We start from the raw sequence: 19,970 nt of genomic DNA, 5'->3' as shown, positions 1-19,970 counted from the left end.
GCAGGGCTGGAAAAATGCTTCGGCCACCTTACTATATGGATGTTCAGGCGCCCGGATTTCCGGATGTCCTCCCGAAACGCACAAGGACAGTTTTTCATGGCCGAAAATTCCTCCGCAGATAATTTCCCCGCCGGATATGAAGTGCCCAAGGTCTGGACCTGGGATAAGGGCAATGGCGGCCAGTTCGCCAATATCAACCGTCCGATCGCCGGTCCCACCCATGAGAAGAAACTGCCCGTCGGCAAGCACCCGCTGCAGCTTTATTCGCTGGCGACGCCGAACGGCCAGAAGGTCACCATCATGCTGGAAGAATTGCTGGCTGCCGGCCACAAGGGCGCAGATTATGATGCGTGGCTGATCAAGATCGGCGAAGGCGACCAGTTCGGTTCCGGTTTCGTCGGCGTCAATCCGAATTCCAAGATCCCGGCGCTGATGGATCATTCAACCCCTGAGCCGACGCGTGTTTTCGAAAGTGGCTCCATTCTCGTTTATCTCGCGGAAAAATTCGTCGCCTTCCTGCCGAAGGAGGGCAATGCCCGCACGCAGGCGCTGAACTGGCTGTTCTGGCAGATGGGCTCCGCCCCCTTCCTCGGCGGCGGTTTCGGCCATTTTTACGCCTATGCGCCGGTGAAGATCAAATATGCGATCGACCGTTACGCCATGGAGGTCAAACGCCAGCTCGACGTGCTGGACCGGCACCTCGCCGACAACCGTTATCTCGCCGGTTCGGAATATACGATCGCCGATATGGCCGTCTGGCCGTGGTATGGCAAGATCGCGCTCGGTCAGGCCTATGGCGATGCCGGTGCGTTCCTTGAAGCGGACAGCTATAAGAACGTCATGCGCTGGACGCTTGAAATCGGCGAGCGCCCGGCGGTCAAGCGCGGTGTGATCGTCAACAAAACCTCGGGCGATCCGTCCGAACAATTGCATGAACGCCATGATGCCTCCGACTTCGAAACGAAGACTGAGGACAGGATCGGCAAGGCATAACGAAAAGATTAGAGCGCTAAAAGCGCTCTAACTATTTGAATTGACGCATTTCCGGACGTAAAAGCGATTCCGCTTTTACTGGAAATGTTCTGGAAGGACTAAAGATGGCGAACCTGCCCGAAATGACCAAACACAAGGGATTTCCCTCCGGCATGCCGAGCACGGGCGTCCAGTTCACCATCCGTCGCGCCAACCCCAAAGGGGTAACACCGATCAAGATGATACCCCGCCGGGCGCGCAACGATACCAAGGAGCATCGCATCGATGCCGCCTTTCTGCACTCACTCTGGCACCATTTTGGTGCCGAGCCCTTCGAGCGCGGCAATCTCGACGCCGCCCGCCTCAACCTGCTTTTCGGCCGTGAGGTCATACCTGCGGAAAAGAATTTCGATCCGCTTTCCTATCAGGCGATGCTGGTCATCGATGAGCGCGTTGCCCGGCAGAATTTCCCGGAATCATTCGAGAATTTTTTCGAGATTTGAGGGCAGGCGACGGCATTTTTCCTGAGGGGGAGGAGGAACATGATTGTCGACATACTCCATATGGACCTGCAATGGCTGCGACGCTGGGTGAGGCAACGTCGCGGCGGTAACGCGGGCAGAGCATCGGGCAGTCGTGATCCAAAGCCAAAGATGACGCCGGAAGCTGCCCGGCTCGATCACCGGCAGATGCTGCGTTTCATGGCGTTCAATGCGGCGGTCGGCGTGCTGATCGGCGTCTGCGTCGGTGCAGCGCTGATTTTTCTCGACATTGGCGGTTTGGGCGCGCGCATCGGCCGCGCCGCAAATCCGGTTGTGCCGGTATTGCTGGTGGTCGTGCCCATCGCGTCCCTGTTCGGCGCGGCGGCCACCGCCTCGGCGATCCTGATGATGCCCTATGAAAAGAAATTCCGCGACGATGATGACGATGCGAGGGGAGAATAACCGCATGATCAAGAAAATCCTCATCGCCAATCGCGGCGAGATTGCCTGCCGAGTCATCAAGACGGCGAAGAAGATGGGCATCGCCACTGTCGCGGTCTATTCGGATGCGGACGCCAATGCGCTGCATGTGAGACAAGCGGATGAAGCCGTTCATATCGGCCCGGCTCCCTCGTCGCAGTCCTATATCGTCATCGATAAAATTCTGGAGGCGATCGCGAAGACCGGGGCGGATGCGGTCCATCCCGGTTACGGTTTCCTGTCGGAAAATGCTGCCTTCGCCGAGGCTCTGGAAAAGGCGGGCGTCGCCTTCATCGGCCCGCCTGTCGGCGCGATCGAGGCGATGGGCGACAAGATCACCTCGAAGAAACTGGCCGCGGAAGCGGGCGTTTCCACCGTTCCCGGCCATATGGGGCTGATCGAGGATGCGGATGAGGCGGTGAGGATCGCATCGCAGATCGGTTATCCCGTCATGATCAAGGCGTCCGCCGGCGGCGGCGGCAAGGGCATGCGCATCGCCTTCAACGACACCGAGGCGCGTGAGGGGTTTCAGTCCTCGAAAAACGAGGCGAAATCCTCCTTTGGCGACGATCGCATCTTCATCGAGAAATTCGTCACCCAGCCACGCCATATCGAAATTCAGGTGCTGGGCGACAAGCACGGCACCATCCTCTATCTCGGTGAGCGCGAATGCTCGATCCAGCGCCGCAACCAGAAGGTCATCGAGGAAGCGCCGTCACCCTTTCTGGATGAAGCGACCCGCAAGGCCATGGGCGAGCAGGCCGTGGCGCTGGCAAGGGCGGTCGGTTACCATTCGGCCGGCACGGTGGAATTCATCGTCGATGGTGAACGCAATTTCTATTTTCTGGAAATGAACACCCGCCTGCAGGTGGAACATCCGGTGACGGAGCTTGTTACCGGCATCGATCTGGTCGAGCAGATGATCCGTGTGGCATCAGGTGAAAAGCTTTCCTTCGCACAGGCGGATGTGAAACTGAACGGCTGGGCGATTGAAAGCCGGCTTTATGCCGAAGATCCCTATCGCAACTTCCTGCCTTCCATTGGCCGGCTGACGCGCTATCGACCACCGCGGGAAGGTGCGCAGGAGAACGGAACGGTCATCCGCAACGATACCGGCGTCTTCGAAGGCGGCGAAATCTCGATGTATTACGATCCGATGATCGCCAAACTGTGCAGCTGGGGCCAGGATCGCGAGACGGCCATCGACGCCATGGGGCAGGCGCTGGACCGTTTCGAGGTGGAGGGCATCGGCCACAATCTGCCCTTCCTGTCGGCCGTCATGCAGCATGAGCGGTTCCGGGCCGGAAGGCTCACGACGGGCTTTATCGCGGAAGAATTTCCGGAAGGGTTTTCCGGCGTCGAGCCGGATGAAGCCGAGGCGCGTAAGCTTTCCACCATTGCCGCCATCATCAACCAGCGCGTACAGAACCGCGCGGTCGAAATTTCCGGCACCATCGGTAATCACCGCCGCATTGTCGGCCATGACTGGGTGGTTTCATTTGGCGCATTGCACCAAAGGGTCAGCGTTGAAACCGGTCCGGATGGCACGGTGGTCCGTTTTGAGGACGGGGCGGCTTTGGCCATCGATACCGGCTGGCTTCCGGGCCAGAGTCTGGGTCTGTTCACGGTGGCGGGCGAAGTTATCGCCGCCAAGGTTGATCTTGCCGGCGCGGCGGTTCGCCTGCGCTGGGGCGGCATGGATATTCTTGCCCGCGTACGCAGCCCGCGCGTGGCGGAGCTGGCGCTGCTGATGCCGGAAAAACTGCCGCCGGATACATCGAAACTGCTGCTCTGCCCCATGCCTGGTGTCATCACCGGTATTTCGGTGGGCGAAGGCGACGAGGTGGAGGCCGGGCAGGCGCTGGCGACTGTGGAGGCCATGAAGATGGAAAACATCCTGCGCGCGGAAAAACGCGGTCGCGTTGCCAGGGTGGCGGCAAAACCGGGCGACAGCCTCGCGGTGGACGAAGTCATTCTCGAATTCGAGTGATAGCCGCTGCCGTTTTCCGGAACGGATGCGGGCCGGAGCGGTTTACGGGGTCGGGCCTGCGGGCGGCCGTTCGATTTTCGTCACGATCACCGGCCACAGTGCTAGAATGAAATGCAGAAGGGGAGAGATGCATGTCGGGTGAAAAAACGGTGCGGGATTGGCTTCATCTTGCCGAAAAAGAGCTGAAGCGCTCACCGGATACACTCGTCTGGCACACGCCTGAGGGCATCGAGGTCAAGCCGCTCTATACGGCTGACGATCTGCAGAAGATTTCCCATCTCGACAGCCTGCCGGGATTTGCGCCTTTCACGCGCGGCCCGCGCGCCACCATGTATGCCGGGCGGCCCTGGACCATCCGCCAATATGCCGGTTTTTCCACGGCCGAAGCCTCGAATGCCTTTTACCGCAAGGCGCTCGCCGCCGGCCAGCAGGGTGTTTCCGTGGCTTTCGACCTCGCCACGCATCGCGGCTATGACAGCGATCACCCGCGCGTGGAGGGCGATGTCGGTAAGGCTGGTGTGGCGATCGACAGCGTCGAGGACATGAAAATCCTGTTCGACGGCATCCCGCTCGAAAAAGTCTCGGTGTCCATGACCATGAACGGCGCGGTCATTCCCGTGCTCGCCAGTTTCATCGTGGCGGGCGAAGAACAGGGCGTTCCCCGCGCCGCCCTTTCCGGCACCATCCAGAACGACATTCTCAAGGAGTTCATGGTCCGCAACACCTATATCTATCCGCCCGAACCCTCGATGCGGATCATTGCCGACATCATCGAATATACGGCGAAGGAGATGCCGAAATTCAACTCCATCTCCATTTCCGGTTACCACATGCAGGAGGCGGGCGCGACGCTGGTGCAGGAGCTTGCCTTCACGCTGGCGGATGGGCGCGAATATGTGCGGGCTGCTTTGGCCAAGGGGCTGAATGTCGATGATTTCGCCGGCCGCCTGTCGTTCTTTTTCGCCATCGGCATGAATTTCTTCATGGAGGCGGCGAAGCTGCGCGCCGCGCGCCTGCTCTGGTCACGCATCATGGAAGAATTCAAACCGCAGAAGGCCTCGTCGCTGATGCTACGCACCCATTGCCAGACTTCCGGCGTCTCGCTGCAGGAGCAGGACCCCTATAACAACATCGTCCGCACCGCGTTTGAGGCCATGTCCGCCGTGCTTGGCGGCACGCAGTCGCTACACACCAATTCCTTCGATGAGGCGATTGCCCTGCCGACGGAATTTTCCGCCCGCATCGCCCGCAATACCCAGCTTATCCTCCAGCATGAAACAGGCGTTACCAAGGTCGTCGATCCCCTGGCCGGTTCCTATTATGTCGAGAGCCTGACCGATGAACTGGCTGAGAAAGCCTGGGCATTGATCGAGGAGGTGGAGGCGCTTGGCGGCATGACCAGGGCGGTGGCGGAAGGCCTGCCGAAACGGCTGATCGAAGAGGCGGCAACGCGCCGCCAGGCGGCGGTGGACAAGGGCGAGGAGGTCATCGTCGGCGTCAACCGTTACCGTCTCGAAAACGAGGAAGATATCGATGTTCTCGATATCGACAATGCCGCCGTTCGCGCCGCGCAAATCCGCCGCATTGAGGAGACGCGCCGTCGCCGCGATGGCAAGGACGTGACCTCCGCCTTGGCAGCACTTTCCGAGATCGCCCGCAGCGGCAAGGGCAATATTCTCGAAGCCGCCGTTGTCGCCGCCCGCGCCCGCGCCACAGTGGGAGAGATTTCCGATGCACTGCGTGCGGTCTTCGGTGACCATGCCGCCGTGCCGGAGGTGGTGACTGATATCTACGGCGAGGCCTATAAGGATGAGCCGGAACTCGCCACGCTCGCAGCCCGCCTCTCCGGCGTTGCTGAACGGATCGGCACCAAACCGCGCATCATGGTCGCCAAGCTCGGACAGGACGGGCATGATCGCGGTGCGAAGGTCATTGCTTCGGCCTTTGGCGATATCGGGTTTGATGTGCTGGCCGGCCCCTTGTTCCAGACTCCCGTTGAAGCGGCGGATCTCGCCGTTCAGAACAGGGTTCATGTGGTCGGCATGTCGTCGCTCGCCGCCGGTCACAAGACGCTTGCGCCGCAGCTGGTCGAGGCGCTGAAACAGAAGGGTGCGGAAGACATCATCGTCGTGGTCGGCGGCGTCATCCCGCGGCAGGATTACCAGTTCCTGCTCGACCACGGGGTTTCGGCGATCTTCGGACCCGGCACCAATGTCATGGACGCGGCCAACAAGGTTCTCGACCTGCTCGAAGGCGTCAGGCGGAACGTGTGAGGGGAAGACGACCATGTTCGGAAGATTGAATCACGTCGCCATCGCGGTGCCCGATCTCGAAGCCGCCGTCACCCGATACAGGGCGCTTGGCGCAGATGTCTCCGAGCCGCAATCCCTGCCTGAACACGGCGTGACCGTGGTTTTCATTCAGACTGAGAATACCAAGATCGAACTCCTTCACCCCCTCGGAGAAAATTCGCCGATTGCCGCCTTTCTCGAAAGAAATCCGGGCGGCGGGACGCACCATCTCTGCTTCGAGGTGCCGGATATTGCCTCGGCCCGGGATGACCTCCTCAAAAAGGGCGTTCGAATTCTGGGTGATGGCCAGCCGAAGATCGGCGCTCATGGCAATGCCGTTCTTTTCCTGCACCCGAAGGATATGGGCGGCGTGCTCTATGAGCTTGAGCAGGTTTCTCAGACACACGGCTGAAACATAAATCTCCTAGGAGGCTGACGTTGTGACGCACCGCTCACGGCGGCGCTTTCATTTGCGTTCGATGGTTCGTTTGTTTTCTTTTGACATTCGTTTTGTTTTCGTTTTTATATAATTGTCTTTCCATAAGGGGTTTCTCCCCTGCATTGTCGCGGAGGCTTCATGTCCGGCGAAAACATTTTTGATCTTTTTGTCATCGGTGGCGGCGTCAATGGCTGCGGCATTGCCCGCGATGCTGTGGGCAGGGGTTATTCCGTGGCGCTTGCGGAAAAGGGCGATTTTGCCTCCGGCACGTCTTCGGCGGCCACCAAGCTCATTCATGGCGGTTTGCGGTATCTCGAACATTACGAATTCCGCCTCGTACGTGAAGCGCTGATGGAGCGGGAAATCCTCTGGGCCATGGCTCCGCATGTCATCTGGCCCATGCGTTTCGTTCTGCCCATTCAGAAGGGCGGAGTACGCCCGGCCTGGATGGTCCGGCTCGGCCTGTTTCTTTATGACAATCTCGGCGGCCGCAAACTTTTGCCGGCGACCCGTACGCTCGATCTTCGCAAGGACCCGGCGGGCAAGCCTCTGAAGCCGGCTTTTGCCAGGGCTTTCGAATATTCCGACGGCTGGGTGGATGATGCCCGTTTCGTGGTTCTCAACGCGCGCGATGCGGCGGATCGCGGCGCGACGATCATGAACCGCACGCGGGTCGTTTCCGCACGGCGCGAAGGCGGGCTGTGGCTCATCGAGACGCTGGACGAAAAAACCGGTCGTTCGGCCACGCATAAAGCGCGCATGCTGGTCAACGCTGCCGGTCCCTGGGTGGATACCGTGCTTTCCGGCGTCTTCGGGCGCAAGGATGTTCACAATGTCCGGCTCGTGCAGGGCAGCCACATCATCGTGCGCAGGAAGTTTTCCGATCCGCGCGCCTATTTCTTCCAGAACCCTGATAACCGCATCATCTTCGCCATTCCCTATGAGCGGGATTTCACGCTGATCGGCACCACGGACCGAGATTACAAGGGCGATCCGGCCAAGGTTCGCATTTCCGAGGAAGAGATTTCCTATCTCTGCAACGCGGCGAGCGACTATTTCAGCGAGCCGGTTCGGCCGGAAGACATCGTCTGGACCTATTCCGGCGTGCGGCCGCTCTTTGATGACGGCGCTTCGAAAGCGCAGGAAGCCACACGCGATTACGTGCTGAAGGTCGAACAGGCCGACGGCGAAGCGCCGCTCCTCAATATTTTCGGCGGCAAGCTGACCACCTATCGGCGGCTGGCGGAACATGCGCTGGAAAAGATCGGCGCGGCGATCGGCGAAAAGGGCAAGCCGTGGACGGCGGGCTCCCACCTGCCGGGCGGCGATTTCGGCGCGGAAAGATATGAGGTGCAGGTTCGGGCGCTCGTCTCCCGATATCCTTTCCTTGATGGACGCCACGCCGAGCGGCTTGTCAGAAATTACGGCACGAAGGCTGCAGAACTGTTGGGCAGCGCCACCGACGTGTCCAGTCTCGGCCGGCATTTTGGCGGCACGCTTTACGAATGCGAAGTGCGCTGGCTGGTTGAGCACGAATGGGCCTTTGCGGCCGAGGACATTCTCTGGCGCCGCACGAAACAGGGCCTGCGCCTGAGCAAGGACGAGGCCGCCGGTCTCGATGAATTCGTTGCCATGCTGACAGGCGGTAGGCAAAAGACCGAAGCCGTGGCGGAGCGGGCCTGAGCTTTCGCCAGGTTTTAGGTCAATTCCCCGAACTCCTCGGCGGCCTCTCGGGGCCGTCGGCGCTCAAGATGTAGTCGTCGGCGGCGGAAAGGGCGTGTTCCATATGCCCTTCGAACACCAACTCCGGCTCGTGAGGGGCGATTGCGATTTTCGGCATGCCGCCGAAACGCACTGCCTGTGACTGTGCAAGTCCATCGCGCAGGCCGCTTTCCAGAAGGTCGAAATAACGGGTGCCGGGGCCGGTGATGAAAACCGGCATATGGCCGTGCAGGCTGAAGAGGCGTGAAAGACCGTTGCCGAGCGCAAGGCCGGCGGTGCGGAAGGCAAACCGCGCCATTCGGCCCCCGGCGCGAGCCGAAGCGGCGATCTTGTCCACCTCGGCGATCGGCACGAATTTTGCCGGTTCTGCCTGCGGTGGGGCCTCGAAAGCCGAGCGCAGGATTGCATAAAACCCGGAATAGGCCTCGATACAGCCTCTGGTGCCACAACGGCACAACGCACCATCGGCCAGATGCAGCATATGCCCGAAGTTGGGCGCGCTGACCTCGATCGCGCCGCCGGTGGCACGGGCAATGCCTAGCCCGATGCTGTGGCCGAGCGACAGGGTGACAAGCGCATCCGGTGCTGGACCGTCCTTTGCGTGCTCCCGTATCCAGATGGCTTTTGCGGCCAGCAGCGTTTCGTTGTTCAGCGTCACGCGGGTGCGGCCGTCTTGCGAAATAAGCTGCTGGAAATCTATCTTTTCGTTGCCGAGCACCGGCGACCAGACGAGCACTGCCGTTGCCGCATCCACAAGCCCCTTACTGCTAATCGAGACCTGAAGAATGTCGTGGCGGTTGATGCGCGAGCGGTCCGCAAGCCTCGCAAGGCCCGCCAATATCGAACCTCCGAACGAGCCTTTTTCAGCCGTGATCCTCTGCTCGGTAAAGCGATCCACCAGCTTGCCGGCATAATCGACCAGCGAATATTGCACGCTGTCCGAGGAGATGATGACGATGGCGACGTGGCAGAAGGCACCATCAGGCCCGAAGAGGATACGAGGCCGCCCGCGGCCGGCCGTGGCAAGCTGCTCTTTCCTGAGAATGAGCCCCGCACGTTCGAGTTCCATGGTGATGGCGGAAACAGTTGCGGAGGCAAGCCCGGTGAAAGTCGACATGTCGGTGTGGGAAAGGCTGCCGTGCAGACGCAGTGCCGCCATCACCGACAGGCTGTTTTTCTGGCGCACCAGTTCCGTACTTGCAATGGCGGACATGGGCTGGGGCATGCTCCCTGAACGGCCTTTTTCCTGTCGTGCTGATCCCCTCTGATGGCGCATGCCAGAAGCAAGATCAAGGCACCCGGATGCTGCCCGCAGCCGTTGTTGACAGCATGGGGAATCTCTGACATTAATTTTCTCGACTGTCGAGAAAATTGTGAAACCACAGAGACCGACAGCTTTTTCCGGGCGTTTTCCCTGCATGGAGGTGCAGGCTTCGCCCTTACCGGGAGGACATCATGAATTCTTTTGCCAAGCTTTTGGCGGGTACGGCCGTACTCGTTTCCCTTCATACTGCCGCTATTGCTGCTGATCTCGTCGTTGGCGTTTCCTGGTCGAATTTCCAGGAAGAACGCTGGAAGACGGATGAGGCGGCCATCAAGGCAGCGCTCGACAAGGCCGGCGCGAAATACATCTCCGCCGATGCGCAATCATCCGCCGCAAAGCAGCTGACCGACGTGGAATCGCTGATTTCCCAGGGCGCCAACGCGCTGATCATCCTGGCGCAGGACAGCGACGCGATTGGCCCGGCCGTTGAAAAGGCCGTTGCCGAGGGTATTCCGGTCGTTGGTTACGACCGCCTGATCGAAAACAAGAACGCCTTCTACATTACCTTCGACAACAAGGAAGTCGGTCGTCTTCAGGCTGCCGAAGTCTTCAAGGTGAAGCCGGAAGGCAACTACGTCTTCATCAAGGGCTCATCTTCCGATCCGAATGCGGACTTCCTTTTCGCCGGCCAGCAGGAAGTGCTGAAGGCCGCCATCGACGGGGGCAAGATCAAGAATGTCGGCGAAGCCTATACCGATGGCTGGAAGCCGGAAAATGCCCAGAAGAACATGGAACAGTTCCTGACCAAGAATAACAACAAGGTCGATGCTGTCGTCGCGTCGAACGACGGCACGGCCGGTGGCGCAATCGCTGCTCTTGCCGCGCAGGGCATGGCGGGTTCGGTGCCCGTTTCCGGCCAGGATGCCGATTTCGCCGCGCTTAACCGCGTCGCACTCGGCACGCAGACGGTTTCCGTCTGGAAAGACAGCCGCGAACTCGGCAAGGAAGCGGCCGGTATTGCGCTCGCGCTTGCTGGCGGCAAGAAGATGACGGAAATCAAGGGCGTCACCGCCTTTGACGGCGGCCCGAAGAAGGTCACGATGCAGTCGGTCTTCCTCAAGCCGATCGCCATCACCAAGGACAATCTGAACGTCGTGATCGATGCCGGCTGGATCAAGAAGGAAACGGCCTGCCAGGGTGTGAAGGCCGGATCCGTCAAGGCCTGCAACTGATCGACTATGTCCCGGTTCGGGCGCTGCGCCATGGTTCATGGCGCAGCGCCTTTTAAGATGTGAGGAGCACCGGCAGTTCATGGCCGATATGACCCAATCCAATTCCCCAGCGTCCGCCAAGACGGAAAAGACAGGCTCCATCGCGCGCTTCATCAGCGCAACGGAGCTTGATACCCGCCTGCTCGGCATGGTCGGCGCGCTTCTTCTGATCTGGATCGGATTTCATATCCTGTCCGGCGGCCTGTTCCTGACGCCGCGAAACCTCTGGAACCTTTCCGTGCAGACCGCGTCCGTGGCTGTCATGGCGACCGGTATGGTGCTCGTCATCGTCACCCGCAATATCGACCTGTCGGTCGGGTCGATCCTCGGTTTTTCCGGCATGATCATGGGTGTCACGCAGGCGGAAATCCTGCCGCAGCTTCTCGGCTTCGAACATTGGGCGACATGGATCGTCACGCTTCTGGTCGGTATTCTCGTCGGCGGCGCCATCGGCATGCTGCAGGGTTCGATCATCGCCTTCCTGAATGTGCCGTCCTTCATCGTCACGCTCGGCGGCCTGCTGGTCTGGCGCGGCGGCACCTGGTTCGTCACCAGCGGCCGCACCGTGGCGCCGATGGATTCCACCTTCCGCCTGATGGGCGGCGGCACCAGCGGCTCGATTGGCGCGACATGGAGCTGGGTCGCTGCCATCGTCGCCTGCGTCGCCATTGTCGCTGCAATCCTCAATTCCCGCCACCAGCGCCGCCGTTTCGGCTTTCCGCTGCGGCCGGTCTGGGCGGAATATTTTCTGGTGGCGCTCGGCTGCTTCGTCGTCGTCGGTTTCGTGGCGGTGGTCAACAGCTATCCCTGGCCGATCAACATCGCCCGCAACTATGCCGATGCCAATGGCATCTCCTGGCCGGATGGTGGCCTGTTCATTCCGCACGGCATTGCCATACCGGTGCTGATGGCGCTCGCCGTTGGTGCAGTGATGACTTTCATTGCCACGCGGCTGCGCTTCGGACGCTATGTGTTCGCCATCGGCGGCAATCCGGAAGCGGCCGAACTCGCCGGCATCAAGACCCGCTGGGTCACGGTGAAGATATTCACGCTGATGGGCGTTCTGTGCGCCATCGCGGCGGCAATCTCCACTGCCCGCCTCAATGCGGCAACCAACGCCCAGGGTGAACTGGACGAACTTTATACGATCGCGGCGGCGGTCATCGGCGGCACCTCGCTCGCCGGCGGCGTCGGCACCATAGCGGGCGCGATGCTCGGCGCGCTCGTCATGCAATCGCTGCAATCCGGCATGGTGCTCGTGGGCATCGATACGCCTTTCCAGCGCATCGTCGTCGGTGTGGTTCTGGTCGTCGCCGTCTGGCTCGACACCATCTACCGCGCCCGCGCCAAGTAAGAACCGAGGAGAACCCCAATGACGGACCAAGTCACGCCCCTCGTGGAAATGCGCAATATTTCCATTTCCTTCGGCGGTATCCATGCGGTGGAAAACGCCTCAGTCGATCTTTTCCCCGGCGAGGTGGTCGCCCTTCTCGGCCACAATGGTGCGGGCAAATCGACGCTCATCAAGATATTGTCCGGCGCATACCGGCGGGATGGGGGCGATATCCTCATCAACGGCGAGGATGTGGATATCCGCAATCCCCGCGACGCCAAGAAATACGGCATTGAAACCATCTACCAGACGCTGGCAGTGGCGGATAATGTCGATGCGGCGGCCAATCTTTATCTCGGCCGTGAGCTGAAGACGAAATGGGGCACGCTTGATGATGTCGCCATGGAGGCCTCGGCCCGCGAGGTCATGGGGCGTCTCAACCCCAATTTCCGGCGGTTCAAGGAACCAGTGAAGGCATTGTCCGGCGGTCAGCGGCAATCCGTTGCCATCGCCCGCGCCATCCTTTTTGACGCCCGCATCCTTATCATGGACGAACCGACGGCTGCACTCGGGCCGCAGGAAACCGCGCAGGTCGGCGATCTCGTCAAGGAGCTGAAACGGCAGGGCATCGGCATCTTCCTCATCAGCCACGATATCCACGACGTCTTTGATCTGGCGGACCGGGTATTCGTGATGAAAAACGGCAAGGTGGTCGGCCATGCCCGCACGGAAGATGTGACGAAGGACGAGGTTCTCGGCATGATTATTCTGGGCAAGGTGCCATCAGGTGCTGTGGCAGGTCCGGGCGCGGTCGTGTCCTGACATCTGTCTTCGAATGAAATAAAGATATAAAGATTTCTTTATATCTATTGACATCGTGACGCCCGTGGTGAGAAATGCGGGTGTCATGGTTCTCCGGGCCTGATTGTTTCAATCCCGGAGCTAAGAGGGAATCCGGTGCGCCGTTGGATCGGCAATACCGGAGCTGCCCCCGCAACTGTAAGCGGTGAGCCTTTGTCCATCAACGTCACTGGGGTGAAAGCCCCGGGAAGACGGGCAAAGGTGACGACCCGCGAGCCAGGAGACCTGCCAGGGCAAAATAACGTCCACGGGCGGGGTGTCCCGGTGGTTGCTCGTTGGCCCGGCAACGGCTGGGCCCGCACGCGTCCGCTTTACCCATGCCCCCACAACCATCTGGGGTATGACAATGTCAAACAAGACCATTCCAGTCGCATCGCTCGGATTTCCGAGGATTGGCCGCCGTCGCGAACTGAAATTCGCGATTGAAGGCTTCTGGTCGGGAAAGATTTCCGAAGCAGTACTTCTCGAAACCGCCGCTAAGCTGCGCGCCGAAAACTGGGCGCTTCAGCAGCAAAAGGGGATTAGCCATATCCCGTCCAACGATTTTTCCCTCTATGACCACGTCCTCGATACGGCTGCGATGGTCGGTGCCATCCCGTCCCTCTACGGATGGACGGGCGGAGAGGTGTCCATGTCGACCTATTTCGCCATGGCGCGCGGCAGCCAGAGCGAGGCGCATGCAAGTTGCGGTCATGTGCATGAAGGACATGCGCACCACGGTCAGGGCGTTCCGGCGCTGGAGATGACCAAGTGGTTCGACACCAATTATCATTACATGGTGCCGGAGGTCTCCGAGGATCAGCATTTCGCGCTCACCTCGCAAAAGCCGGTCGATCATTTTCTCGAGGCGAAGGCGCTCGGCATTCATACGCGCCCGGTCATTCTCGGGCCGGTCACGTTCCTGAAGCTTGCCAAGGTGCGTGAGGCAGCCTTTAAGCCGCTCGATCTGTTGGCAAAACTGTTGCCCGTCTACGAAGAGTTGCTACACCGCCTGCGTGCGGCCGGCGCCGACTGGGTGCAGATCGACGAACCCGTGGCTGTATTGGACCTTTCCGAGGGGGAACGCCACGCGCTGACTGTGGCCTATCAGCAATTGTCGAAAGCCGCCCCGGATCTGAAAATCCTCGTGGCCACCTATTTCGGCGGTCTCGAGGATAATCTGGAGGTCGTTGCCGCACTTCCGGTCGCGGGTCTTCATGTCGATCTGGTGCGTGGCCCCGGTCAGTTCGAGGCGGTGCTGAAGGCGTTGCCCGAAAGCCGTGTCCTGTCGCTCGGTGTCATCGACGGCCGCAATATCTGGCGCGCCGATCTCGCCGCGATTATCGACCGGCTGGAAGCTGCAATTGCCGTGCGGGGTGCGGAAGCGTTTCAAATCGCGCCTTCATGCTCGCTGCTGCATGTTCCGGTCGATCTTGAACTGGAAACCGGTCTCGATGCCGATCTGAAAAGCTGGCTTTCCTTTGCGACCCAGAAGCTCGGCGAGCTTGCCACGCTCGGCAGGGCGCTCGGTGAAGGCAAGGCCATCGTCGCGGCGGAACTGGAAGCCGCCTCCAGGGCAGTTGTCGCACGCGCATCCTCGTCAAAGGTGACTGATGTGGCCGTTCAGAACCGCATCGCAACGATCGGCGATGCCGACAGGAAGCGGGCGAATGCCTTTACCGAGCGGCAGAAGGTGCAGTCGCAGGCTATTGCGCTGCCGCTTTTCCCGACGACCACCATCGGCTCCTTCCCGCAGACGCCGGAGGTGCGAAAGGCCCGCTCCGCGCATTCGAAGGGTGTCCTGACAGATGCGCAATATGAAAGCTTCCTGCAGAAAGAAACCGAAGCAACCATTCGCTGGCAGGAGGATATCGGTCTCGACGTCCTCGTGCATGGCGAGTTCGAGCGCAACGACATGGTGCAATATTTTGGTGAACAGCTTTCCGGTTTCGCCTTCACCCAGCATGCGTGGGTGCAGAGCTACGGCTCGCGTTACGTGCGTCCGCCCATCATCTTCGGTGATGTGTCGCGGCCGAAACCGATGACGGTCCGCTGGTGGGAATATTCCCAGTCGCTCACCGACAAGCCCGTCAAGGGCATGCTGACCGGACCGGTGACGATCCTTAACTGGTCCTTTGTCCGCGATGATATCGCCAGAAGCCTGACATGCCGGCAGATCGCGCTCGCCATCCGCGATGAGGTCAACGATCTCGAGGCAGCCGGTGCACAAATGATCCAGATCGATGAGGCAGCTCTTCGCGAAGGCCTGCCGCTTCGGCACCGGGACTGGCAGGATTATCTCGGCTGGGCGGTGGAATGCTTCCGTATTTGCTCCGGCGGCGTGGATGATCGCACACAGGTGCACACCCATATGTGTTACTCCGAATTCAACCAGATCATCGATGCCATTGCGGCGATGGATGCCGACGTGATCTCCATCGAGACCTCGCGGTCGAAGATGGAGTTGCTGGATGCGTTTCGGACTTACAAATATCCGAACCAGATCGGTCCCGGCGTTTACGACATCCATTCGCCGCGTGTGCCTGATGTTGGAGAAATGGTCGATCTTCTGGCGCTGGCGCGGGAGCGCCTTGACGACCGGCAGCTCTGGATCAACCCCGATTGCGGCCTGAAGACCCGCAAGTGGGAGGAGGTCAGGCCGGCCCTCGTCAACATGGTTGCCGCCGCCGTCGAGCTTCGCCGCGCGGCGCCCTGATATGAAGTGAGGCCTGGCAAAACCGGGCCTCACTCATGGCTTGCGCCAATAAAATGTGGAGGAAGATATGTGAATGACTCTCCTGCTGGATGGAGCCAGCCGGACAGACAAGACGTTCCCAGGCTTTCACGACTGGAGGCCGGCGCGGAAACGATCACGCCTGCAGGTTCATGCCGTTGCGAAAACGTTCAATGCAGGTCGGCCTGTGCCAAGGCGCTGACATTGATTTCTGCGTTTACCAGCGGCAGACCCTGCTGATTGATGTCCTGGGCCAGCGACAGCAATGCCATTTCCAGGAAATAGGTCGACATGCCCAGTTCCAGAGACTTCGAGCGCTGGCAAAGATAGGAAACCATCCGCCCGAGCGCCAGAATCTCGTCTGCATTGTCCTGTTCAAGTATAGCTGTGGTAGACGCCACCATGATTCCCTCTCGACAGTCGACAGTATGAAAACGCTTTGATGTTGCGTTGTTCATTTTTGACCACATCGAGCGTCACGCGAGCGTCACACCTGCGTCAATTGTCGTTTTTGTCTGCCGGCGCGCTGGCATTTTCCGCCGCTTCAGTCGCCGCAAGCGATGTCACGAGGGCGACGATGCTTCTGCGCACGGCGGCGCTCTTGATGCGCGAAAAGGCCTGGTTGAGCGAAAAGCCTTCATTCGAAGCCACGAAGGTCTGCATGGCGTTGATCGTGCCAAGAGCCGGATTTGACGGGTCGCCATCGGGCGTGGCATTGGCGAACAGGGAGCTGACCTCCACGCCGAGGATCGATGCAATGGCCTGCAGGCGGGACGCGCCGACGCGGTTGGCGCCCTTTTCATATTTCTGGACCTGCTGGAAGGTGATGCCCAATCGCCCGGCCAGCGCACTCTGACTCATGCCGAGCGACTTGCGGCGCATTCTGATCTGTGCGCCGACATGGACGTCGATCGGGCTGGGTAGTTTGGCCTGCATTACAAATTCCTCCGGTTGAGGTTCTTAAATCCGATGATTATCAATTAATATTGTTGAAGGTATACATTCAACACAATTTCCACGGGTATTATGAAGCTTTATTGACAAAATAGCACGGTTTTTTGTTCATAATCGCGTGTCCGGGCCGCGATTTATTATTTTTGTCGCGCAACGCAACGCACCGTTGCGGCTTGAAAGATGGCTCCATCCGGCCACACCGATGGCCTGAAAGCCGAATCTGTCCCAAATTTTCCGATTCATCGCGTCGAATTCCTCAAGCGCTTCCCTATCGCCGAAATGCGGAATCCAGACGAATGGCCGTTTCTGACCGGAACGTGTGACATTTTCAAGAAGGACATTGTTGTAAAGTCTGGGCAGACATTTGTTGGTATCGATGGCCGGTGAAACCGGGATGGGATTTCGTTCAATCGCAAAGCCTTGCCGCACAAGCGAAAGGGCCGAGGCGTCCAGCTTTCGTTTCAGATCGGTTGCGGCGCGGGCATTGCATCCGCCATGCGCGACGGGATCGGCAACGAGCAATAACGGCCGGCCCCCGCTTCTCAGACCGGTGACGGAAACGAACTGGTCAACGTGGAAGCCGCATTGGTGCATTCTTTCGCCGGCAATCTCCGCTCCGCAAATTGGAGTCGCGGAAGGAGTCAGAGATGCCGGGATAGTGCCGAGATCCTCCGGCCGATACCCGAAACTGAACACGCTTCGGTCGTCGAGAGCCTCAACCTTTCGCCATCGTTGCGACGGGATGGCCGCATTTCTTCCGATCCCACTGTCATCCTGCAGGCTAGAATGGCCCACCAGCCGAAAATCCGGGCCGACGAGCTGATTGCCCCCCGCCAAGGCGACATCGGAATACCTAGTTGCCGCTCCCAGATGCTCGGCCAGACTGACCCCGACGGCCTTTTCCGCCGCCAAAACAAACTCCGCACTGGCATATCCGTCGCGATCATTTCTCCGCACATGGAGCATATCCTGCAGCCATGGATGCGAAACGCTGTCGTTTCCGGCAAGGGGTATCAACTCGGTGGGGCAGTGGGTTGGCAGGCCGTCGAGCCAGCTTTGTGCGGGCGCAACACAGGCGCGATCGACCACGATAGCGGCAGCGATATCCGCAGGCAGGGCTGAAAGCAGGTTTCCGATGGGAATGAGCGGAGAAACGGTGTCAGCGGGTCCGTTGTCCGCAAAAAAGGCGGCAGGCAATGCGAACGCGATCGTGCGGATCAGCCCACCGCAATCGGGCACCAAAGGCAGTGCCGTGGACTGGACGGCGTTCAAGACGTCTTGTCCCCTGCCGTCTGCCGTGCAGTCAATTGCTGGAAAAACATCGTGTTCTGCAGTTTCCATGATGGCGGCGGGAATGGCAGCGTCTCGCCCGAGAGCACCGCCAGAAGCCTCGTCGCATCGTTTCTCTTGACGGAAACCGCATTGGCCGCGAGCAAATCTGCCGTCACAGAGCCGAGGCCGGCTTCGGCAGCGATGGAGCGCCATGTCCTGCGGGTAAAATGCAGGTTGCTGGCGGCACGCGCGAGCGCGTCATATTGCTCCGGGGTGAGCGCTTCACGGCAGGCCGCAAGCGTCGCTTCGGCGTCGACCAGCGCGACTGTCAGCGGGCGGTAGGCGAGTTCGCCGGGTGCATGGCTCACCGCCACATCGGCATCGGAAAAACGTTGCCCGTTCCGGTAGGCCTCGAAAATCTCACCGATGCCGATCATACCGAAGGAAGCGCATTCCGCCGCCCGGAGCGCACCCATGCTGGCGGCGCCGAAAACGCTGACGCCGCTGGACAGCGCATAGAGGATTTCCTTGTGCCAGACGGCGGCGCAATCGCCGTAAAGCCCGTCGATCAGCCCGATTGCCCCGATGCCTTGCCGGACCGCATCGAAAATATCGCCGCAAGCCGCCGGACCGCGAAGATCGAGGCCGGACATATGTTCGCCGGCGATGCCGTGGATGGACGGGCCTGCAAAAACCACCGGCTTCATCCGAGGCCTCCGACAGTCAGCAAGTGATCGAGGGTGCGCTGCGAGATGTGCTGGAGCCCGCCGCCGGCCGGGGCAAGGCCACTTGCCAGAACCCGCACCACATGCAGGCCGGCTACGTCCGTTTCCAAAGGAAAGACATAGATATCCTCGATGCCGCCGGCGAAAAGGTGCGTCGCAAGCTGGCGCCATGGCGGCGAAGACACGGCACTATCTGCAAAATCGAGATTGACCGGCACCCTTTCCACCGGCGGTGCGCCGGAGGCCGAAGGCCCGGCCGCAACCATATCCCGCTGGTAGCGGAGAGGGGAAAGATCGTCCCTCGCGCCGCTGATATCGGTCAATCGCGACTGGATCGCCTCCAGCAGCGCAGCAATCGCAGCGCCATGCATATCAAGCCGGCAGGCCGCGCCCGCGGCGCTGCGGGTGGTCGGCCCGTCCTTAGCCTGAAGAGAGCGGGACAGGCTCGCCATCACCACCGGCACGCCAAGCCCATTCGTCATGTCGAAGAAGGACGGCAGCAGCCCGATATCCGACAGGCGTTGAACAAGACCGTCAAGGGAAGGATCGACGCCCGCCGGAATGAGGATCGGTTGAGGTGCGATGGCGCGTGTTTCGAAAGTGTCGACGAGGAAGCAGGCGTCATTTTCAATGAGTTCGAGCAGGGCATGGAGAACCGCATGGTCATGGTCGAATCCGGCCGCGAGCCCTTGGGAACTCATGCGCAAGGCTCGCCGGTCCCATGGGAAATCCACGCGGAAATCCATGCCGACGAGTTCATAAGGGGCAAAAACCTCCCGCTGGTGGCGAATGGATGTTCCCTTTACCCAGGCGCGTTCTTTTTGCGGATGGAGAGTGTCCGGATCGACCCGGCCGACGGTTTCGAAAGGAACCAGGGGAACGCCTTTGTCCCGCATCTCCTGAATGGAGCCGAAAATGGCGATATGTTTGCGGGTGTCTTCGGCAACCGCGCCTTCGATTGCCTCCATGATCGCCGATAGCCGGGCCTGTTCCGCGACAAGCCCCTTGCCCTGCGATACCGACAGCCCGCGTGAATTGGGCCGGGTGGCGAACCAGACGGGAATGCCGATGATGTCGAGGCCGGTGACATCGCCGACACGGGTAATCCCGAACCGCCGAAGCAGTCCGGGATCGAAGAATGAAGCGTCTGCCTGCCTTGAAGCCGCGGTCGCTGACATGGGAGCATCGGCGCCGGTCAAGG

Annotated in this window: 17 protein-coding genes and 1 riboswitch; of the genes, 11 read left to right on the top strand and 6 right to left on the bottom strand. The window is 60.2% G+C overall.

From position 1 onward, the window contains the following. Positions 1–96 precede the first annotated feature (96 nt). The 7 genes from yghU (at position 97) to AC5I5B_RS17785 (ending at position 8,337) form a co-directional block, all read left to right on the top strand. Entirely contained in the window at positions 97–993 is an 897-nt protein-coding gene (gene yghU / locus AC5I5B_RS17815) for a glutathione-dependent disulfide-bond oxidoreductase (protein WP_495752775.1), read from the top strand. Between the two features lie 104 nt (positions 994–1,097). Further along, positions 1,098–1,475, top strand: a complete 378-nt coding sequence (locus AC5I5B_RS17810) for a hypothetical protein (protein WP_003509581.1) — start codon at positions 1,098–1,100, stop codon at positions 1,473–1,475. Positions 1,476–1,514: 39 nt separating this feature from the next. After that, positions 1,515–1,916 carry a hypothetical protein gene (locus tag AC5I5B_RS17805; protein ID WP_003509580.1) on the top strand — a complete coding sequence of 134 codons (402 nt, stop codon included), beginning with the start codon at positions 1,515–1,517 and terminating at the stop codon, positions 1,914–1,916. A 4-nt stretch (positions 1,917–1,920) separates the two neighbouring features. Further along, complete coding sequence (locus AC5I5B_RS17800) at positions 1,921–3,924, top strand: acetyl-CoA carboxylase biotin carboxylase subunit (RefSeq protein ID WP_099087383.1); 2,004 nt, start codon at positions 1,921–1,923, stop codon at positions 3,922–3,924. 131 nt (positions 3,925–4,055) lie between these two features. Next, a complete protein-coding gene (gene scpA / locus AC5I5B_RS17795) occupies positions 4,056–6,197 on the top strand; it encodes a methylmalonyl-CoA mutase (protein ID WP_087745906.1) in 2,142 nt (713 codons plus the stop codon). A gap of 13 nt (positions 6,198–6,210) precedes the next feature. Further along, on the top strand, positions 6,211–6,627 hold the full coding sequence (mce, locus tag AC5I5B_RS17790; protein WP_111833913.1) for a methylmalonyl-CoA epimerase: 417 nt from the start codon (positions 6,211–6,213) through the stop codon (positions 6,625–6,627). Between the two features lie 165 nt (positions 6,628–6,792). Then, complete coding sequence (locus AC5I5B_RS17785; protein ID WP_111833912.1) at positions 6,793–8,337, top strand: glycerol-3-phosphate dehydrogenase; 1,545 nt, start codon at positions 6,793–6,795, stop codon at positions 8,335–8,337. Positions 8,338–8,356: 19 nt separating this feature from the next. On the opposite strand, the gene AC5I5B_RS17780 is transcribed toward AC5I5B_RS17785, so the two are convergent. Beyond that, complete coding sequence (locus AC5I5B_RS17780) at positions 8,357–9,589, bottom strand: ROK family transcriptional regulator (protein ID WP_162695480.1); 1,233 nt, start codon at positions 9,587–9,589, stop codon at positions 8,357–8,359. A gap of 242 nt (positions 9,590–9,831) precedes the next feature. On the opposite strand from AC5I5B_RS17780, the gene xylF reads away from it, so the two are divergent. From xylF to metE, 4 genes are all read left to right on the top strand, one after another. Next, positions 9,832–10,872 carry a D-xylose ABC transporter substrate-binding protein gene (gene xylF, locus AC5I5B_RS17775; protein ID WP_003509574.1) on the top strand — a complete coding sequence of 347 codons (1,041 nt, stop codon included), beginning with the start codon at positions 9,832–9,834 and terminating at the stop codon, positions 10,870–10,872. A gap of 79 nt (positions 10,873–10,951) precedes the next feature. After that, positions 10,952–12,265 carry a sugar ABC transporter permease gene (locus tag AC5I5B_RS17770; RefSeq protein WP_111833910.1) on the top strand — a complete coding sequence of 438 codons (1,314 nt, stop codon included), beginning with the start codon at positions 10,952–10,954 and terminating at the stop codon, positions 12,263–12,265. Positions 12,266–12,283: 18 nt separating this feature from the next. Then, the gene (locus AC5I5B_RS17765) at positions 12,284–13,066 is read left to right on the top strand and encodes an ATP-binding cassette domain-containing protein (RefSeq protein WP_111833909.1); all 783 of its coding nucleotides are present in this window, start codon (positions 12,284–12,286) and stop codon (positions 13,064–13,066) included. A gap of 69 nt (positions 13,067–13,135) precedes the next feature. Further along, positions 13,136–13,352: riboswitch (cobalamin riboswitch) on the top strand. 99 nt (positions 13,353–13,451) lie between these two features. Then, complete coding sequence (gene metE, locus AC5I5B_RS17760) at positions 13,452–15,800, top strand: 5-methyltetrahydropteroyltriglutamate--homocysteine S-methyltransferase (protein WP_111833908.1); 2,349 nt, start codon at positions 13,452–13,454, stop codon at positions 15,798–15,800. A gap of 188 nt (positions 15,801–15,988) precedes the next feature. Here metE and AC5I5B_RS17755 read toward each other — a convergent pair whose 3' ends face one another. From AC5I5B_RS17755 to AC5I5B_RS17735, 5 genes are all read right to left on the bottom strand, one after another. Beyond that, a complete protein-coding gene (locus AC5I5B_RS17755) occupies positions 15,989–16,222 on the bottom strand; it encodes a hypothetical protein (RefSeq protein ID WP_026364026.1) in 234 nt (77 codons plus the stop codon). A 94-nt stretch (positions 16,223–16,316) separates the two neighbouring features. Then, on the bottom strand, positions 16,317–16,754 hold the full coding sequence (locus AC5I5B_RS17750) for a helix-turn-helix domain-containing protein (protein WP_020012131.1): 438 nt from the start codon (positions 16,752–16,754) through the stop codon (positions 16,317–16,319). A 126-nt stretch (positions 16,755–16,880) separates the two neighbouring features. Next, the gene (locus tag AC5I5B_RS17745; RefSeq protein WP_031234105.1) at positions 16,881–18,044 is read right to left on the bottom strand and encodes a hypothetical protein; all 1,164 of its coding nucleotides are present in this window, start codon (positions 18,042–18,044) and stop codon (positions 16,881–16,883) included. Next, on the bottom strand, positions 18,041–18,751 hold the full coding sequence (locus tag AC5I5B_RS17740) for a TfuA-like protein (protein ID WP_060724939.1): 711 nt from the start codon (positions 18,749–18,751) through the stop codon (positions 18,041–18,043). The genes AC5I5B_RS17745 and AC5I5B_RS17740 overlap by 4 nt, the downstream gene beginning before the upstream one ends. Beyond that, positions 18,748–19,947 carry a YcaO-like family protein gene (locus AC5I5B_RS17735; RefSeq protein ID WP_060724992.1) on the bottom strand — a complete coding sequence of 400 codons (1,200 nt, stop codon included), beginning with the start codon at positions 19,945–19,947 and terminating at the stop codon, positions 18,748–18,750. The genes AC5I5B_RS17740 and AC5I5B_RS17735 overlap by 4 nt, the downstream gene beginning before the upstream one ends. Positions 19,948–19,970: the final 23 nt, after the last annotated feature.

It is taken from the genome of Agrobacterium sp. (genome assembly GCF_059499945.1).
This window is presented reverse-complemented; position numbering and strand designations above follow the sequence as displayed.

Coding starts and splice junctions, on each gene's coding strand:
- AC5I5B_RS17810 (WP_003509581.1), top strand. CDS start 1,098: ATGGCGAACCTGCCCGAAATGACCAAACACAAGGGATTTCCCTCCGGC.
- metE (WP_111833908.1), top strand. CDS start 13,452: ATGTCAAACAAGACCATTCCAGTCGCATCGCTCGGATTTCCGAGGATT.
- AC5I5B_RS17735 (WP_060724992.1), bottom strand. CDS start 19,947: ATGTCAGCGACCGCGGCTTCAAGGCAGGCAGACGCTTCATTCTTCGAT.
- AC5I5B_RS17740 (WP_060724939.1), bottom strand. CDS start 18,751: ATGAAGCCGGTGGTTTTTGCAGGCCCGTCCATCCACGGCATCGCCGGC.
- AC5I5B_RS17755 (WP_026364026.1), bottom strand. CDS start 16,222: ATGGTGGCGTCTACCACAGCTATACTTGAACAGGACAATGCAGACGAG.
- mce (WP_111833913.1), top strand. CDS start 6,211: ATGTTCGGAAGATTGAATCACGTCGCCATCGCGGTGCCCGATCTCGAA.
- scpA (WP_087745906.1), top strand. CDS start 4,056: ATGTCGGGTGAAAAAACGGTGCGGGATTGGCTTCATCTTGCCGAAAAA.
- AC5I5B_RS17780 (WP_162695480.1), bottom strand. CDS start 9,589: ATGTCCGCCATTGCAAGTACGGAACTGGTGCGCCAGAAAAACAGCCTG.
- AC5I5B_RS17785 (WP_111833912.1), top strand. CDS start 6,793: ATGTCCGGCGAAAACATTTTTGATCTTTTTGTCATCGGTGGCGGCGTC.
- AC5I5B_RS17765 (WP_111833909.1), top strand. CDS start 12,284: ATGACGGACCAAGTCACGCCCCTCGTGGAAATGCGCAATATTTCCATT.
- AC5I5B_RS17805 (WP_003509580.1), top strand. CDS start 1,515: ATGATTGTCGACATACTCCATATGGACCTGCAATGGCTGCGACGCTGG.
- yghU (WP_495752775.1), top strand. CDS start 97: ATGGCCGAAAATTCCTCCGCAGATAATTTCCCCGCCGGATATGAAGTG.
- AC5I5B_RS17750 (WP_020012131.1), bottom strand. CDS start 16,754: ATGCAGGCCAAACTACCCAGCCCGATCGACGTCCATGTCGGCGCACAG.
- xylF (WP_003509574.1), top strand. CDS start 9,832: ATGAATTCTTTTGCCAAGCTTTTGGCGGGTACGGCCGTACTCGTTTCC.
- AC5I5B_RS17770 (WP_111833910.1), top strand. CDS start 10,952: ATGGCCGATATGACCCAATCCAATTCCCCAGCGTCCGCCAAGACGGAA.
- AC5I5B_RS17800 (WP_099087383.1), top strand. CDS start 1,921: ATGATCAAGAAAATCCTCATCGCCAATCGCGGCGAGATTGCCTGCCGA.